The following is a 15,695-nucleotide window of genomic DNA, read 5'->3' on the forward strand; positions in this document are numbered from 1 at the left end:
TGAACAAGGTTTTGCCTTGAAACAGAAAACACCACCGCCATAGCCTCAACGCACGATGCGTCGGGCGCTGGAACAGACCAGCAACATAATCACCACCCCGGCACTGAACGCCGTGGTCAGGCTGGAATGCCGAGCGACCAGTCCGATCAGCGCAGGACCGCTCAACAGACCCGTGTAGCCGATCAGGGTCACCGCCGAAAGCGCGAAACTCGACGGGACATCTGGTTGGTTGCCGGCGGCGGTGAACAGAACCGGTACGATATTGGACAGGCCCATGCCGACCAGGATGAACCCCGCGAGGGCAACGCCCGGGAGATTGACCGCGACGATCAGCAGCAGCCCAGCAGCAGCGCACGAACTGCCCAGCATCAGCATGCGTTGCCGGCCGAAAGCGTTGACCAGGCGGTCGCCATACAACCGGCCCAGCGCAACGGCGATGGAATAAAAGGTGTAGCCAAAACCGGCGTGGCTTTGTTCCAGGCCACGCTCGGTGTGCAGGAAGACCGCCGACCAATCCAGCATCGCGCCTTCGATCATGAAGATGAAAAAGCACAACAGGGCAATGAACAGGGTCCCCGGATGCGCGAGCGCCTGAAACGTGCCGCCTGACTCGCCGGTTTCCGACGGGCATTTGGTGAGCAGGTGTGCGGATGCTTGAGTCACCACCAGCGCGATCAGCAGCACCACCAGCAAAATCGCCTGCAACGGCATCAGCCCCGCCCACAGCAGCAGGCTGACGCCCCCTGCCCCCGCGACACTGCCGATACTGTAGAAACCATGAAACCCGGACATCCTGGCCTGCCCGCTTTCCCGTTCGACAATCACCGCCTGGGCATTCATCGATACGTCCAGCAGGCCGTTCACCGCGCCAAAAACCAGCAATGCGCCGCCAAGCGCCATGGGAGAGCTGGCGCTCATCATGAACGGCAGGATGAGACAGAAGACCAGCGCGCAGGCGAGGATCAGTGCCCGGAAGCCGAACCTTGCGATGGCGCGTCCGGCAAACGGCATCACCAGCATGGAGCCCGCCGCAATACAGAACAGCAACAGGCCCAGCGTGCCGTCATCGATGTCGAGCCGGGATTTGACAAAGGGAATCAGCGGCGCCCAGGACGCCATTCCCAACCCGGCAATGAAAAAGATGCGGCGTGTGGCGCGCTGCTGGTGCAGATTCGAACCGGCCCCCATGAGGGATACATTTATAGTCATAGGCTTTGCGCCACCGACAGATAGTCGGTGTAGATCTGTGGTGAGCCAGAAAACGAGGCCAACTGCTTCCACTCTTCGTACATCTGCTTGGTGTCCCGGTGTGCCCGGGCAAATTTCGCCGCCTCATCGGTAGCCATATCCGGCTCGGGGTAAAACACATCGAGGGCTTCCAGGCTCGCGATCTCCATCAGCACCACGTACTGGTCCAGACGGTTGCCCCGCTCGCCTTTGAGCAGGTGAAACTTCCAGTCCGGGTAGTCCTCGATGCGGTGGTGGTTTTGCTCAATGAAAGTCTCGAAGGTCTGCGCCTGAACATCCGGGCGCAGCGCGAGATTGTGGATGCCGATCACCCGGGCGATCGGCGCCTCACCCGGCCGTTCCTGATAGCGTGGACCATGGGGCACGGTGCTTTTTCTGTTTTCCGCCAGCAACCGGTAGTCGGTGTACAAGGTGGGCAATTCGCTGAAGGTGCCGTAGCGCTTCCATTCCCCAAGAGTGTCCAAGGCTTGGGGATGCGCTTGCCAGAACTGGCGGGCCAGGGCGGTTTTATTGCCATCGGCGGCCACGTAGCGATCCCGGGCCTCGGCGCTGTCGATTTCAAACAGCATCAGGTATTGCCCTGCCCGCTCACCACGCAACCCGCGCAACAAGGTCCAGCTCCAACCTGGATAGCAGGGAATATGCACACCCTTCTGGCGAACAAAGTGCTCGAACTGTTCCGGTGTGACACCGGCTTCAGTATCGATCGCGATGTAGTAGAGGCTGAAGACCGGCGCGGACAGGATGTTTGGCTGTTCCATCGGCGGCCCCCTCAGGCTTGCGCTACAGCGAACTGGGTATTGATGACCGCTTCGACCAGCGTCACGCCGTCGGGCGTCAGGCTGACCAGGTCGCCATCAATGGTCACCAGGGCCTTATCCACCAAGGTATCGAGCGCACGGCTGATGATCGGATTGTCGTAAAGACTCCTGCCCTCAAAACGCTGTTTGAAGACCTTGTCGTCCACCGGAATCAGTGTCGAGAGTGCCATTTTGAAGGCGTTGACTTCACGCTGAAGCGGCGACATGCCACGGCTGCCTTCGATGGGCAGGCGGCCTTCGTCCAGGGCTTCCTTGTACTTTTTGTAGCCGGTGATGTTGATGGCTTCGGAGCGGGTACATTTCGAGCTGCCACCGAGACCGATCGCCACTTCCGGGTATTGGGAGTCGAGATCGGTGATGAGCCCTTTCCACTTCTCCGGCTGTCGATGGTTCTGGTGGAAGTACATGGTCGGGTGCTCGCGATACCCGGCGGACAGGTACTGCTCCACCAGCTCGCGCATCTGATACTGCTTGCCCAGGCCCGGGAAGGTCATGTTGTTGATATTGATCAGGCCTTTTTTCTGCCAATGGCTTTGTTTCTCCCCGGAGACGCCGGTCCGGGTTTTCATGAACTCTTCCATGTGCAACTTGCTGATGACCACATGGGAAAGCTCAAGCTCGAGGGACTTCTCCATGTCGTATTTCACATCGTCGACGCTCTGCCCGAGCATGCCGTAGATAAGGTCGACGCTGACCCAGTCCAGGCCGATTTCACGGGCGTGATGGATGGTTTCCACACATTCGTCGGCGGAATGCATACGTCCGCAGGCCGAAATAATGCTGTCGTTGAAGGACTGGGTACCGAAGCTGATCTTGGTGAAGCCCAGCTCCTTGAGCAGCAACAGATAGGTTTTGTTCAGGGTGCCCGGCTCGCCCTCAAAACGCAGGGTGGCGGCCGAGAAGTTGAAATGGCTTCGGTAAAACTCCATCAGGCGGCGCAGTTCCAGCTCCGGCAGCAGCGAGGGTGTACCGCCAAAGATGTTGAATTCGCCCACTTCCGCCTGCGCCAGGCCCGGGACTTTCTGAAGCCACATCGTGGCTTCCTTGATGTTGTAATCGACCAGATCCCGGAACACCTGCTGCGACGAAGCGGCCTTGGGGTTCAGGATAACCGTCGGATACTGGCAGAAATGGCAACGGTAGCGGCAGGTGGGGATATAGGCCCACAGGTGGATCTGCTTGGCCTGCTTGATCTCGCGATCCATGTCGGCAAAAAAGGAGCCCAGCGGATAATCGGGAATATCACCCGGGAACACGTGGCAGCCGAACGGGTCGTTGAACACATACTCGAGAAAGGCGCTGTTATCCGGCTGTGAGAGAAACTCGTATATCCGCGGCGTGGGATAGTTCGGGTCGATATCGTTCAGTGAGTTCAGAGCTTCGCTGGTCATCAAAACACCCCGCCATTGGCAAAATAGTTATGGGCTTCGCCGGACTCGCGGTCTTCGGAGAAGTAGTAGACAAACCGCTCGAAATCTTCGGGCTTGACCACATCGAAGCAGTCCGGCAATGGCGGCGGAAACCCGATGTCCTCGCCAACGGCGCGGCGCAGGGCCCCGAAAATTTCTTCACGAAACTCGAAATAGAGGCGATAAACCGGGGTTTTGTAGGCGTGGATCGGCTTGAAGTCGATGACGCGCGAGCCGTGTTTGATTTCATGGATACGCTGATACAAGCGGTCCGCCACTGGCCCGCTGAAGAACCCACGCACCTCCTGGCTTTCCAACAGGATCTGCGGGTTGAGCAGTGCCGGCAGCACGATGTTTTTCGGCACGAAGTCCTTGATGGAGTAATGCCAGGCCTGCTGTGACTGTACGGGGGTGGTGTCACGCAGCGTGGGGGTTTGCTCTTCCACGTCCGGGCGCACGTCCTTCATGATGATGATTCCGTCCTGCCCGTAGGCGTTACCGGTGATCACCTCATCCAGGATGGTATCCACCCGACGGCTATTGATTTCAATGCGCGACTCATGGGCATAGACCGGTTTGCCGCCCCAGGCGATCACCCGGATACCGAAATCCCAGTCATCGGAGAGGTGCTCCACAAAGCGGCCGTTGTTCAACTGGTAGAAAACTTCGATGCCGCCCACTTTGTCGTAGAGGCCCCGCTCCACGGCAAAACCCTTTCCGTCCGGGAAGCCGCCGAACAGTGAAAACGACATCTCGCGGCAGCGCAGGGTCTTCTGGATCTCGTTGAACAGGTTCGGACGTTTGCTGAAAGACGCTTCGTTGTAATAGTAATTACAGGTGCCCAGATCGCCGTTTTCCTCGATCATTGTTTCAATCAACGAATGCAGCCAGTCAGGGGCCACGGTGCAGTCCGCATCGGCGGAAGCAATGTAGTGTTTCTTTTCAACGCCCAGGCGAATATCCCGTTGTTTTGAGCGTAAAGAAGCGTAATCCATCCCGCATTTCCGGGCCGAGGAAACGCCCTGGACAGTCTCCCGGATAACATGAATATCCAGGGAGGGATTGTCTGCTCTGAAGGCGTTGATTTTTTCCACCGAATTATCCGTGGAATTGTTATCGACGATGATCAGCTCATAGGTGGATTGGCTGATCAGGTCGCCCTGTGTCGTCTGGTTGAACAGCGACGCCAGGACACTATCAATACGATCGCTTTCGTTATAAACCGGCAACACAACCGAGACAAAGACAGCATCACGCATATTTCCTCCTGAAGGACCCAAGTCCAGCATGCCAATGACGTTATTGGAGAGCACCTGCTGCCCGATGGAGAAGTTTTTACGCGCCACTTCGGCCATCAGTGCCTTGTTATTCAGCAATTGGTAGACATCATTGATAAAGGCATCGTCCGGCAGGCCATCCTGCTCTTCCGAGATCGGCATGACCGGCGCTTCGAATCCGTATTGGCCGTAAACTTCCTGATAGTATTCGTAGCGAGTCGTGATGTAACAACGCTGGCTGCTGATCGCCTCGCCCACCGGGTTGCCGTAGCTGTCATATCCCCAGGAAGTTAGAAAAGACACCAGGTCGCAGGAGTAATACAAGTCCTCGATGGTCGTGGACTTTTCCTTCGATGGCATGACGTCATGGGACAGTGAGCCAATGAACTTTATAAAGGGCTCGACCTCCAGTTCCCGTATCAGTTTATTGAGTTGTGCAAAATAAGCAGGGTGCTCATCAGGGTCGCCGGCGATCGCCAGGTAGACTTTTCGGCGGCTGCCGTTTTGAGCAAAAAGCTGGTTCAGCCGGTGCACCAGCTGGATATCCCGGTCCTGGCGTTTCTGCGGGATGATCCGGGTCGTGCGGGCGATCAGGACATCACTGTCGCGAATGTCCAGGCTTTCCTTGATGTTCAGGTACGTGCCCTGCCCGCTGAAATCATAAGTGTTCTTTCTCACCTGGACTTCAACCTCGTGATCACACCACTCCTCGAGTTTGTGCTTCAGGTGATTATTGAGGGTCACATAGGTGATGTACTTGGATTTGGCCGGTTTGATCGCGTGGGGATACGGCTCCGGACCGTACTTCATCACGGTCTTCTCACTGCTCCACATCAGGTCATGATCGCGCCAGATGACAAACTTGCCCAAGCCGTGCTTCTTTCCGTACGCCTCAATGGCCAGGTACAGCGCCTGGGTATAAATGATATTTTCCGGGAGCGTTCCATTTTCCACGATCACATAACGGATATTCAGCCTTTCCCATAACTGGAGCGCTCGTTGAGCCAGTGCCTGTGCAGACTCGTCAATCGCGCTCAAGAGCCGTTCCTGCTCTTCGGCAGAAACAGTTGTCTTGCGATTGATCAGAACGTTGTGCGAGTGCTCGATGAAACCCATGTTGTAATGGGGAACACTATCAATGCCGTCAATACGAACCAGGGTAAATACCCCTTGATAGATAGACTCTTCTTCACCATAAGGTTTGTTGAAATTGCCTTTGTCGACCTTGATGTCATAACCCAGATCGAGATAGGGCATGATCGAATTCTGCTCGAGGCGTTTAGCCATTTTTAACGCTTCGACGGTAATGCCTGAAACCGCAACAGCATCAAATGATATAAATATAGCGCCGGCATGCATGCTCATATCCTTCAATAGAGTAGGAAGTCATTGATTGCCATACATTCAAAACAGCTAGTTTTTATTACAGCCAGACGCCGGATAACGGCTCAGTGCCATCGAGGATGGTTAAAGTGCCATCATGTTAAAAGTGCTTCTCAAGCACCTCTTGTTGTTGGGGGGCAGCGTTGCGCTGTGGAAATAAAAGTACTCGTCTGTACGAGCTGAATCAACAGCCCGTACAGACGAGTTTGGCTTTTATTTATTCATGACCCGAGAAAGGGGGACATCGCCACTATGGAGTGATGGCACCGTTCAGTCAGCAACGGACCGGCCCCACGTCGTTGACATCTGTACAGTCACGCAATATTTTAAGTTACGTGATGTCGTCGGGATCGCCGAAGGGCCAATCCCGCCGCCTATTAAGCTAATGGACGCGCCGAGCGCCGTCGGAGCCGTGAACAACATGACTGAATTCTGGGAAAGCGCCTTCACCGAGAATCAACTGATGTGGGGGTTCGAGCCGACCCTCTCGGCCCTCTTCGCGAATGACTACTTCGTCAAGAGAGGCGTCAAGGATGTGCTGATACCCGGGATCGGGTATGGCAGGAATGCGAAGGTGTTCCTCGCGCACGGGATGTCGGTCACCGGGATCGAGATCTCTGACACAGCGATCGCCCTCGCCCGATCACAGCTGGATCTGCAGATCCCCATCCACCATGGTTCGGTGTCGGACATGCCGTACGACACCCGGCAATACGATGGGATCTTCTGCTACGGCCTCATCTATCTCCTGGACGCCGACGGGCGCGCGAAGCTGGTCCAGGACTGCTACCGGCAACTCGCACCCGGTGGGCAGATGATCTTCACGGTCATCTCGAAGCAGGCGCCGATGTATGGCCAAGGCACCAGGCTGGGTAACGATTGGTACGAACGGATGCCCGGCCTGAAGATGTTCTTCTACGACGCCGACTCGGTTCAGCGGGAGTTTGGTGCGTACGGTCTGGTGGAGTTCTCCGAGCTCGATGAGCCGACGCCCGGCGGTGGCTCTTTTCCGTTCATCAATGTGGTGTGCAAGAAAGTCTGAGCACCGGCGCTGAGCCCGACCTACTGCTGAGGCAACACGACACCCGACAACTCAGCGCAGGCGGATATAAAACGCTCCTGAACGGACGTATCGAAAGCTGCTTTCAAGGCTTCGGCGGGACGCTGGTGGTAGAAGTAGCCGCCCGTCACCTGGGTCTCGGCGGCAATGCCGGCGGCCAGCCAGGCCTGGGTACGTGGAGCAAGATCGAGATCATCGGGCGCGCTCGCCCCGCCCATCTTCGTCGGAACCCAGCCAGGCTCCAGGCCGTTGGAAAGGACCTCGGGCCAGCGGCGCGCCACGGCGAAAGCCAGAAGTACGTTATGCAGTTTTGCATCGGAATACGCCTGGGTTCCGTCCCATGGTCGCTGTTCCCAGGTGAGGTCTTGCAGGGACGGATCGCCGTTACGATGCAACTTCGAGCTGACGTAGATGAGTCGCTGGGGACGCTTCACCAGCGCGGTCAAAATGTAGGGGGCCAGCGCGTTGACAGCAAAGACATGGGGCAGGCCGTCGACGGTGGCAATACGTTTCGGCTCCTGATAACCCACCCCGGCATTGTGGATGATGGCATCAAAGTCACCAAGGGCATTGATCCGCTCGGCAAGGGCCTTGGTTTCGGCGATGCTCGACAAATCGGCGAAAAGCACCGTTTCAGCGCCCGGCACCTGCTCAATGGCAGACGCCGCCCGCGCTTCGTTTCGGGCGTGCAATACAACGCTGTGGCCTTCCTCCACAAGCAGCCGCGCGGCCATTTGACCGAGGCCATCAGAAGATCCGGTGATGAGGATGCGTGCCATGTTCATGATTCCCGTGTGTGCCAATACGGCGGTGTTCCAGGGCTAAGCCGCCTGCACACCGCATTGGAAGAATTCTGAGTGCCCGCTCGGGGAATGGCGATAGCGTGAATGTCACAGGACTGATGCTTGCGAATCAGTAATCGCGACAAAAAAGTGGGGGGGCTGGACCGGCGCCCTTCTCCCCCTCCAGAAGGCAGAACAATTATAACGCTATTAAAAAATATCAAGTCTATTTTGTTCTATGCACCTGCATTGACAGCTCTTTGATATCACACTTTAATCAGGCTTGCGTAACGCGACCTAATATCAGGAGTAAGCGCATGAGCAAGGACGTCGAAACCATCGAATCTCCCCCGCCGAAAATCCCATTTCCCAAATAAGCTGACTTAATACGCTCTCAGCCATCGGCTGACGTCTGTGCGTCACAGTGTCGCGCCCGAGGACAAAGGGTAGCGTACTGCCGAGCCAGTCATATGTACACCGCGGCTTTCTATATAGGCTGAAGTGGATCGGATCGAACAAACAACGGGAGAGGTATCATGCAGCATTACGAAGAAAAGCATAACGTATCTTCCCTGCCTTTCTGGGTATTGTCCGCGAGACAACTTTGCGATCTGGAGTTGATCGTTAACGAAGCCTTTGCGCCTCTCACTGGTTTCCTCGGACTGGAGGATTATCTCAGCGTTGTTCACCATATGAGATTGAGCTCCGGCGCCCTTTGGCCGATGCCCATTACCCTGGATATCCCGCAATCACTGGCTGATCAGCTAACCGCGGGCAGCGAGCTGGCGCTGCGTGACCCGGAGGGCGTGACGCTGGCCGTGCTGACGATCGACTCCCTCTACCAACCGGACCATCACATCGAAGCACAGCAGGTTTTTGGCACTCAGGATAAAGGCCACCCAGGCGTGGCGGCATTATATCGTCAGCATCCGTTTAATGTCGGTGGTGCCGTCAAGAAAGTTGAATCAGTAACACACTACGACTTTGTTGACTTACGTTTATCCCCCCGTCAAGTCAAGCGTGAAATAGCTCGCCGCGGCTGGGAAGCCGTTGTTGCCTTTCAAACCCGTAACCCCATGCATTGCGCCCATGTTGAATTAACACTTCGCGCGATGAAACAGGCCAATGCAGCGTTGTTGCTACAACCGGTAGTCGGTTTGACCAAACCGGATGATATCGATTACTACACCCGTGTCAGGTGTTACAAACATGCCTTGAAGTCTTACGCCACCGATACCGTGTTGCTGTCATTACTGCCATTGGCCATGCGCATGGGTGGCCCCCGTGAAGCGGTTTGGCACGCACTGATCCGCAAGAACTTTGGGGCAACGCATTTTATCGTTGGGCGTGATCACGCAGGCCCGGGCAATGATAAATACGGCAAGGCGTTTTATGCGCCCTACGCCGCCCAGGAAATGGCCTTGGCCCATGCAGAAGAAATCGGCCTGCAGATTCTGGCCTTCGAGGAAATGTTGTATCTCAAGGAGGAGCAGCGTTATGCCCCCGCCTCGGAGGTGCCACCGGGCGCCGCCGTGCTGAGCTTGTCGGGAACCGCCGTCAGGGAAAAGCTGGCCTGCGGCGCCGAGATTCCCGATTGGTTCAGCACACCCGATATCGTTGCCGAGTTGCGTCAGTCCTATCGACCTAAACAACAGCAAGGATTTGTCCTGTTCTTTACCGGCTTGTCGGGCGCGGGCAAGTCGACGATTGCCAACGGCGTTGCCGTACGGCTACGGGAAGACGGCAGACGGACCGTCAGCTTGCTGGATGGCGACGTGGTCCGACACAGCCTCTCCAAGGGGCTCGGATTTTCAAAAGAGGACCGCGAGGCCAATGTCGAACGCATTGGTTTTGTGGCCATCGAGATTGCTCGCGCCGGAGGCGTTGCCATCTGTGCGTGTATTTCCCCCTATGCGAGTACGCGCCAGGTCTGTCGAGACTTGGCCATGACCCATAAGACAGCCTTTTTCGAGATATACATCGCCGCGGATCTGGACGTCTGCGAAAGGCGTGACCGCAAGGGGTTGTATGCCAAGGCACGGGCCGGGAAGTTGATCGGCATGACGGGCATCGATGCCCCTTATGAAGCGCCGACTTGCCCGGATCTACAGATTGATACCGCCTCTGTGAGCGCGGCCCAGGCGGTGCAATTGATCATGTCCACCCTGGTGGAACTGGGCTATCTCCCCGCCTCTATCCTTCAGGCCTCCTGAATCGCAACAGCACTTTATGAATTCAATAACCTCCCGCCAGGTTGAGCCCGCGGTGCTCCAAAGGAGAGCAATGTGAACGTCACCGACAAACCCGCAACCCATGGCAATACCCGTCCAAGACCGATATTGATGATCCCGTTGCGTCGCTGTGGTAGTCACGCACTGCGGCTGCGTCTCAACCTTAATCCCCAGTTCTATTCCCCCTATCCATTGCATATCACGGACTTCATGCCGCTTGTCCCGCTCTATGGTGATATTGCCGACGACAAGGCTTATTTTCGCATGGTGGTGGATGTTGTCGGTCTGCAGGCAGCCGGTGTCGTCAAATGGCCCGGCCCCGCCTTTGATCCGATCGATATTTTCGAGAGGCTTCGCAACCAACCACGCAGCGTGCATCGAATTGCCTGGGAGTTATTGCTCTGCGCCGCTGAACAGCACCAAGCGCAAGTGGTGATGGATAAGTCTCTGGACAATGTGCACTACGTCGATGAACTCATGCAGCTGTTTCCAAACATGCTGCTGCTGAATGTTGTACGCGACCCACGGGCCCAGGTCGCGTCGATGAATCGCGCGATCATTCATGACTTTGACACCTTGATCAATGCGCAAACCTGGCTGGCCGCCCATCGAGCGGCCCAATCCTTGATCGAACGTTACCCGGAGCGCGTGCTGACCATACGTTACGAGGACTTTCTTCTTGACGAGGAAGCCACCCTCAAACAGATCTGCCAATTTTTCGGCATTCAATTCATGGATAAAATGCTGAATATCGCTGAATCGCAGGAAGCCCGGCAGATTTCACAGATATCGGCGCTTTGGTCATCCAACTGCTTTGCGCCGATTACCGCGAACATTGACAAGTTCAAGGAGCAATTGAAAACCCATGAAATCGAAATGATCGAAACCCTGACCAAGCCGTTCATGCTGCGATATGGATATGAACCCATGACGCAGGCCAACTTTGCCTTGGACACTCACACGCTGGCCGCCGCCGCCGAGCGCTCGGGCGACGCCAGGAAATGTGCCTGGCAAGACCTGGAACAGAAGAACTTCCAGGACTACCTCCTGCGTCAATACCGTGCCGATTACGTTACCTCAGTGCGCAACCGGCTCGACCGAAGCCGATAAGGCGGTTCCCTCCTCCAATAACCGCTCAATCAGGCGATTGACTTGATCCAATCGCCTGAACGGGCCTTTTGTCGCGATCAGGAAGCAGGATGTTATGCTGCGGCCCCAATTCAGGCACTCACTGTACGGTCCTCCCCTGGAGAGTCCGTACGAATATTGGGTGGGTGACTGAAACCAGATCACTGATCACTATGATGACCCAGCGGATGATCCCCATGGCAAACCACGACATCACCTTCCTTCCCGATCCCGACGCGGACTCCATCTCCTCCGACGTTGCCGGTTTCGGCGGCATGCTGGTCTCGACCCAGATCCCGACCCACGCCGACGGCAGCCTGGAATTGGGCGATATCACCCGGCAAAGTGAGTGCACCCTGCAAGCACTCAAAGTGGCCCTGGAACGCGCCGGCAGTTCCATGGACCGGGTTCTGCACCTGACCATCTACCTCACCGACATTGCCGACCGTCCGGCTTTCAACGAAGTCTACAAACGCTTTTTCGCCAAGCCCTGGCCGGTGCGCGCCGCCGTTGGCGTAGCGGCCCTGGCGGTCGAAGGCATGCGCGTGGAAGTGACAGCGATGGCGGCCAAAGGCTAAGTCCGGCGCTCTGGCTGGCGGCCCGGCCCAGCGAGTGGCCGCCACTGGCAAGTACACGGGTGTCGCCCAGGCGTTTCGCGGCTACAATGCGTGCCTTGACCGTGACAAGCCAGACTAAAAAAACATGTCCTTACCCAAGCATCACCTGGAATTGCTCAGCCCTGCCCGCGATGTCGCCATCGCCCGCGAGGCCATTCTGCATGGCGCCGACGCCGTGTACATCGGCGGCCCGAGCTTCGGCGCCCGCCACAACGCCAGCAACGAAGTGAGCGATATCGCCGAGTTGGTGGAGTTCGCCCGTCGTTACCATGCCCGGGTGTTCACCACGATCAATACGATCCTGCACGACAATGAGCTGGAGCCGGCCCGCAAGCTGATCCACCAGCTCTACGATGCCGGCGTCGACGCGCTGATCGTCCAGGACCTCGGCGTGATGGAACTGGATATCCCGCCGATCGAGCTGCACGCCAGCACCCAGACCGATATCCGCACCCTGGCGCGGGCGAAGTTCCTCGATCAGGCCGGTTTCTCCCAGTTGGTACTGGCCCGTGAGCTGAACCTGCAGGAAATCCGCGCCATCGCCGACGAGACCGAGGCGGCCGTCGAGTTCTTCATCCACGGCGCTCTGTGTGTCGCGTTCTCCGGTCAGTGCAACATTTCCCACGCACAGAATGGCCGTAGCGCCAACCGTGGCGACTGCTCCCAGGCCTGCCGCCTGCCCTACACCCTGAAAGATGACCAGGGTCGTGTGGTTGCCTTTGAAAAACACCTGCTGTCCATGAAGGACAACAACCAGAGCGCCAACATTCGCGCCCTGGTCGAGGCCGGTGTGCGCTCGTTCAAGATCGAGGGCCGCTACAAGGACATGGGCTATGTGAAGAACATCACGGCCTACTACCGTCAGCGCCTGGACGATGTCCTCGAAGATCGCCCGGACCTGGCTCGCGCTTCCAGCGGTCGTACCGTGCACTTCTTCCTGCCCGATCCGGAAAAGACCTTTCATCGCGGCAGCACCGACTATTTTGTCAGCGACCGCAAGATCGACATTGGCGCCTTCGACACGCCAACCTTCACCGGCTTGCCGGTGGGTACGGTCGAGAAAGTCGGCAAGCGCGACATGCAGGTGGTGACCCATGAGCCGCTGTCCAATGGCGACGGCCTCAATGTCCAGGTCAAACGCGAAGTGGTGGGTTTCCGCGCCAACATCGCCGAGGCCAAGGGTGAGTTCGAGGAAGACGGCGAGAAGCGCTATCGCTACCGCGTCGAGCCCAACGAAATGCCGGCCGGGCTGCACAACCTGCGGCCGCACCACCCGCTGAATCGCAACCTCGACCACAACTGGCAGCAGGCGTTGCTCAAGACCTCCGCCGAGCGCCGCATTGGCCTTTCCTGGGTCGCTCGTCTGCGCGAAGAGCGCCTGGAACTGACCGCCACCAGCGAAGAAGGCGTCAGCGCCAGCGTTGCCCTGGACGGTCCGTTTGGCTTGGCCAACAAACCGGAACAGGCCCTGGAACAACTGCAGGATCTGCTTGGCCAGTTGGGTACCACCCAGTATCACGCCACGGATATCAAGCTGGATGCGCCACAGGCGTATTTCATCCCCAATTCGCAGCTCAAGAGCATGCGTCGTGAAGTGATCGAGACGCTGACCACAGCGCGCATTGCGGCCCACCCACGGGGCGGTCGCAAGGCCGAGACGACACCGCCGCCGGTGTACCCGGAGTCGCATCTGTCGTTCCTGGCCAACGTCTACAACCAGAAGGCCCGCGACTTCTATCACCGTCACGGCGTCAAGCTGATCGATGCGGCCTTCGAGGCGCACGAGGAGACCGGCGAAGTGCCGGTGATGATCACCAAGCATTGCCTGCGTTTCTCCTTCAACCTCTGCCCCAAGCAGGCCAAGGGTGTGACGGGCGTACGGACCAAGGTCGCACCGATGCAACTGATACACGGTGACGAAGTGCTGACGCTGAAGTTCGATTGCAAGCCTTGCGAGATGCACGTGGTCGGCAAGATCAAGGGCCACATTCTTGACCTGCCGCTACCGGGCAGCGGCGTGCAACAGGTCGTTGGCCATATCAGCCCTGAAGATCTGTTGAAGACGATTCATCGGGCACCACACTGAGTGATGAACGGGGAGCACTGCTCCCCGTTTTCACCTGTTTACGCCATGCAATACAGCATCAGTCCTGATGCGTTCTTGAATACACCTTCATACGGTGCCTAAGCGTACGTCCCCTTGGGAAAAGTCCGACTACCTCTTCCAACTGGTTTAGCCGAGTATGCGAACTGGATCGCTGTTGTTCACAGCACTCGGCCAGGAAGGCTACGTTGGCGGCTACCCCCTTGGGGCTGCCGTCAGAGAATGCCTCCAGGTCGCGGGTCAATTGCAGGAGGCATGATGAAACTACCGCTCACCTTATATGATGCACTGACAGCTGCCACCATCCCAACCAACAGGGCCAAGGCGGTTGTAGATGCCTGGGAGGCCGATGTGGAAAATCTCGCGTCAAAATCTGACTTGCAACAAACCGAGACATATCTGAAAGCGTCCATCTCGGAGTTGGGCTCCGCCATCAGGGAGCAAGGCGTTGAACTGCGAGCGCTGATCAAGGAGCAAAGCGCCGAGCTGCGCGCACTGATCAAGGAACAAGGTTCCGAACTGCGCTCTTCCATTTCGGGGTTGGAGTCGCAGAACAAAATCCTGCGCTGGCAGTTCGGCCTGATTTTCATCTGCGTGGCGGTCCCAATCCTGAAAATGGGCCTTGAGCTGGTGGCCAGATCAGCCTGATCCGCCGGCTACACAAACATTGCCGCGACAACATGGCCGGCGGTGAAGGCTTGCCGTTCAGCGGCTGTCCAACCGATTGACGCATTGGCGGTATTGTTCTGAATGGCGAGTGCCGCTGCCTGCTGGGCCGCAGGTGTATTGCTCCAGGGTGCCAGGCCAAGGGGCTCCGGTGGCAACGGCGGTGGTGGCGGTAGATGAGCCTGGGGAATGGCTTGAATCCGGGCGGATCGAGGGCGGCCCAAGCCAGCAGCCATTTGTGCAGCGGCCAAAGCGGCTGCTTGCGCATTCAGGGCCGCATTCCTGGCTGCAGTGGCAGCCAGAGCGTAAGCCGCATGAGCGGTCCGCATCCAGTGTTTTACCATCATGATCTTCCATCGATTGCGATCTATCACAGGCATCGCGCCAATGGTTTCATCGAAGAAAGTCGCAAGGCCGTGCATAGCCGCCATCAACCCGTCGATGAGCAAATCTTTGTTGGCGTTGCTGGCAACGAGATAGTTCGCAATGGATCCCGCTCCCGCACCAGAGTTACTTGCCACCGCCCAGACCCGGAAGCGGGTCGGGATGTTGGGGCTGGTCCAATGAATCAATAGGTTGTTTTGATTGAACTGAAGTTTGTTGGCCACGTAGTTGTCACCTACGACGGCATAGTCGATTTCAACCACCATCACCTGCTGCGCTCCATTGCCCAGCGCCACCTCCATGTCGCGCCATGCACCACCCCCGGAACCCTGCCAGAGCTCGTATTGCGGCACGATATTCGCGCCAATGTCGCAGCCCCCCAGTTCCAACGCCATGATATGCCCCTTGGCAAAGGGCGTTCCGGCGGTATCGAAACCCGAAAGACAGTTCGGCGGTCCTGGCCGCAGAGCTGTTGCCTGGCGATAAATCTCTCCGACCAGGTACCTCGGTCTTCCAGTGGCATCGCTGTGAATAAAGCAATTGTGATTGATCTGGTTAAGCGCGTTTCCACTGTGTATTGGCATA

Annotated in this window: 12 protein-coding genes; 6 read left to right on the forward strand and 6 right to left on the reverse strand. The window is 57.3% G+C overall.

Features of this window, described 5'->3' with window-relative positions:
* Nucleotides 1-45: 45 nt before the first annotated feature.
* The 4 genes from HX866_RS08725 to HX866_RS08740 are packed head-to-tail and all read right to left on the reverse strand — an operon-like array spanning nucleotide 46 to nucleotide 6,114.
* Nucleotides 46-1,209, reverse strand: a complete 1,164-nt coding sequence (locus tag HX866_RS08725) for an MFS transporter (RefSeq protein ID WP_256344857.1) — start codon at nucleotides 1,207-1,209, stop codon at nucleotides 46-48.
* Entirely contained in the window at nucleotides 1,206-2,009 is an 804-nt protein-coding gene (locus HX866_RS08730) for a hypothetical protein (RefSeq protein WP_177139043.1), read from the reverse strand. The genes HX866_RS08725 and HX866_RS08730 overlap by 4 nt, the downstream gene beginning before the upstream one ends.
* A gap of 11 nt (nucleotides 2,010-2,020) precedes the next feature.
* A complete protein-coding gene (locus HX866_RS08735; protein ID WP_177126079.1) occupies nucleotides 2,021-3,460 on the reverse strand; it encodes a radical SAM protein in 1,440 nt (479 codons plus the stop codon).
* Nucleotides 3,460-6,114, reverse strand: coding sequence for a glycosyltransferase (locus HX866_RS08740; RefSeq protein WP_177139045.1), 2,655 nt, complete (start codon nucleotides 6,112-6,114; stop codon nucleotides 3,460-3,462). Before HX866_RS08740 ends, HX866_RS08735 begins: the two co-directional genes overlap by 1 nt.
* A gap of 445 nt (nucleotides 6,115-6,559) precedes the next feature.
* On the opposite strand from HX866_RS08740, the gene HX866_RS08745 reads away from it, so the two are divergent.
* On the forward strand, nucleotides 6,560-7,180 hold the full coding sequence (locus HX866_RS08745) for a class I SAM-dependent methyltransferase (RefSeq protein ID WP_177126081.1): 621 nt from the start codon (nucleotides 6,560-6,562) through the stop codon (nucleotides 7,178-7,180).
* 20 nt (nucleotides 7,181-7,200) lie between these two features.
* Here the strand turns inward: HX866_RS08745 and HX866_RS08750 are convergent, their stop codons facing one another.
* Nucleotides 7,201-7,977 carry an SDR family NAD(P)-dependent oxidoreductase gene (locus HX866_RS08750; RefSeq protein WP_177097931.1) on the reverse strand — a complete coding sequence of 259 codons (777 nt, stop codon included), beginning with the start codon at nucleotides 7,975-7,977 and terminating at the stop codon, nucleotides 7,201-7,203.
* Nucleotides 7,978-8,516: 539 nt separating this feature from the next.
* Here HX866_RS08750 and HX866_RS08755 point away from each other — a divergent pair.
* From HX866_RS08755 to HX866_RS08775, 5 genes are all read left to right on the forward strand, one after another.
* Nucleotides 8,517-10,193 carry a bifunctional sulfate adenylyltransferase/adenylylsulfate kinase gene (locus HX866_RS08755; RefSeq protein WP_177101767.1) on the forward strand — a complete coding sequence of 559 codons (1,677 nt, stop codon included), beginning with the start codon at nucleotides 8,517-8,519 and terminating at the stop codon, nucleotides 10,191-10,193.
* A gap of 72 nt (nucleotides 10,194-10,265) precedes the next feature.
* Nucleotides 10,266-11,321 (forward strand): sulfotransferase family protein, encoded by a 1,056-nt coding sequence (locus HX866_RS08760; RefSeq protein WP_218179654.1) that lies wholly within the window; start codon nucleotides 10,266-10,268, stop codon nucleotides 11,319-11,321.
* A 215-nt stretch (nucleotides 11,322-11,536) separates the two neighbouring features.
* Nucleotides 11,537-11,917 (forward strand): RidA family protein, encoded by a 381-nt coding sequence (locus tag HX866_RS08765; RefSeq protein ID WP_177097933.1) that lies wholly within the window; start codon nucleotides 11,537-11,539, stop codon nucleotides 11,915-11,917.
* A 124-nt stretch (nucleotides 11,918-12,041) separates the two neighbouring features.
* Entirely contained in the window at nucleotides 12,042-14,042 is a 2,001-nt protein-coding gene (locus tag HX866_RS08770; RefSeq protein WP_177139047.1) for a peptidase U32 family protein, read from the forward strand.
* A gap of 276 nt (nucleotides 14,043-14,318) precedes the next feature.
* Nucleotides 14,319-14,708 carry a DUF1640 domain-containing protein gene (locus HX866_RS08775; RefSeq protein WP_177097935.1) on the forward strand — a complete coding sequence of 130 codons (390 nt, stop codon included), beginning with the start codon at nucleotides 14,319-14,321 and terminating at the stop codon, nucleotides 14,706-14,708.
* Between the two features lie 8 nt (nucleotides 14,709-14,716).
* On the opposite strand, the gene HX866_RS08780 is transcribed toward HX866_RS08775, so the two are convergent.
* On the reverse strand, nucleotides 14,717-15,505 hold the full coding sequence (locus HX866_RS08780; RefSeq protein ID WP_177097936.1) for a hypothetical protein: 789 nt from the start codon (nucleotides 15,503-15,505) through the stop codon (nucleotides 14,717-14,719).
* Nucleotides 15,506-15,695 lie beyond the last annotated feature (190 nt).

Origin of the sequence: Pseudomonas gingeri (assembly GCF_013386165.1) — a bacterium.
Taxonomy (GTDB): Bacteria; Pseudomonadota; Gammaproteobacteria; order Pseudomonadales; family Pseudomonadaceae; genus Aquipseudomonas; species Aquipseudomonas gingeri_C.